This window comes from Myxococcus sp. CA039A (genome assembly GCF_013336645.1).
Taxonomy (GTDB): domain Bacteria; phylum Myxococcota; class Myxococcia; order Myxococcales; family Myxococcaceae; genus Myxococcus; species Myxococcus llanfairpwllgwyngyllgogerychwyrndrobwllllantysiliogogogochensis.
Genome location: NZ_JABUMQ010000650.1, coordinates 1 through 1,531 on the forward strand (window position 1 = coordinate 1; position 1,531 = coordinate 1,531).

2 protein-coding genes are annotated in these 1,531 nt (G+C 70.8%); both read left to right on the top strand.

The features are described from left to right. Positions 1-6: 6 nt before the first annotated feature. Complete coding sequence (locus tag HR086_RS46760) at positions 7-216, top strand: hypothetical protein (RefSeq protein WP_141649499.1); 210 nt, start codon at positions 7-9, stop codon at positions 214-216. A gap of 81 nt (positions 217-297) precedes the next feature. After that, the gene (locus HR086_RS46765; protein WP_141649498.1) at positions 298-1,434 is read left to right on the top strand and encodes a phosphatidylserine/phosphatidylglycerophosphate/cardiolipin synthase family protein; all 1,137 of its coding nucleotides are present in this window, start codon (positions 298-300) and stop codon (positions 1,432-1,434) included. Positions 1,435-1,531 lie beyond the last annotated feature (97 nt).

Below are 1,531 nucleotides of genomic sequence, written 5' to 3' on the forward strand. Positions count from 1 at the left end.
TCCCCCATGAACCTCCGTCTCCTCGTCCCCCTCCTCGCCCTCTGGTCACTCGGAGGATGCATCGTCCACCGAGACATCCACGGGCACGACTCGCATCCGCCCAAGTCGAAGAAGTCCAAGCGCAACAGCAAGGACTGTCACCCAAGCCAGTACTGGGATGGCGACGAGTGCCGCCACAAGGGCAAGGGCAAGGGCGCTCGCAAGCACGACGGGTGAAGTCCCGGCGCGTGGGGCAGGCCCGCCGTCACTGGGGGCGTGTCCCGTGCCGCCCGGGAGAGTTGTAGGGTGGGTGTGCTCATGCGCACCGAAGCCTCCGTCGTCCCGCAGCCCGTGCCTCCGCTGGCCCCGTCGTTCTCCCGGGAGCATGCGAGCGAGCACTGCACGCTGCTGGATGGGGGCGCGGAGGCGTTTCCCCGGATGCTGGAGGCCATCTCCTTCGCCCGGCACCGCATCCACCTGGAGGTCTACACCTTCGAGCGCGAGGGCGTGGGCGCGCTCTTCCTGGACGCGCTGGTGGCCGCGGCGAAGCGGGGCGTGTCGGTGAAGGTGGTGGTGGACGGCTGGGGCAGCATCGGCGCCAGCAAGTACCTCACGCAGACGCTGCTGGCCGCGGGCGCGAAGGTGCGGGTCTACAACCCGCTCACCTCGCTGTGCCTGGGCCGCTCCTGGCGCAACCACCGCAAAATCCTCCTCGTCGACGACACGGTGGCGTTCCTGGGCGGCATCAACATCGGTGATGCCTACGCGGCGCACGGCGACGTGCCCGGCTGGGCGGACCTGGCGGTGGAGCTGCGGGGGGACATCTGCCGGCAGTTGGGCGCGAAGCTGACCGCGGGCACGGCGGCGCTGACGTCCGGCGCGGTGAGCCTGTACCTGTCCGGCATCGGCGGCGGGCACCGGCTGCGCAAGCGCTACCTGTCCGCCATCGACGGGGCGAAACACGAGGTCATCCTCGCGCACGCGTACTTCCTCCCGGACACGGGCTTCGTGCGAGCGCTGACGCGGGCGGCGCGGCGGGGCGTGAAGGTGTCGCTGCTGCTCGCCGGAAGAAGCGACGTCATCTTCGCCCGCGCGGCGACGATGCGGCTGTACGGCACCTTCCTGCGCGCGGGGGTGAACATCCACGAATGGACCGCCTCCACGCTGCACGCCAAGGCGGCGGTGGTGGATGGGAAGACGCTGCTGGTGGGCAGCTTCAACCTGGACCCGCTGTCGCTCGTGAATCTGGAGACGCTGGTGGAGGCCCAGGAGCCCGGCGTGGCGGCGCAGGCGGCCCTGTGGCTGGACAAGCACGTGGCCCTGTCGCGACACGTGCAACTGGAGCAGTGCGGCCGCTCCAGCCTCCAGCGGTGGCTGCTGGATGTCGTGGGGCTGGCGGTGGCGCGCTTCGCGGAGCGCTTCGCCAGCTTCATCGGCCGGCGGCGCAAGCGGTGAGGCCGTCACGCGGGCGTCACGCGAGCGCGTGAAGAGGCCCCCGCCCGGCAGCAGCCCCCCCATGTCGTGCTGCACGAGCCGTCACGGCGCTCTACAC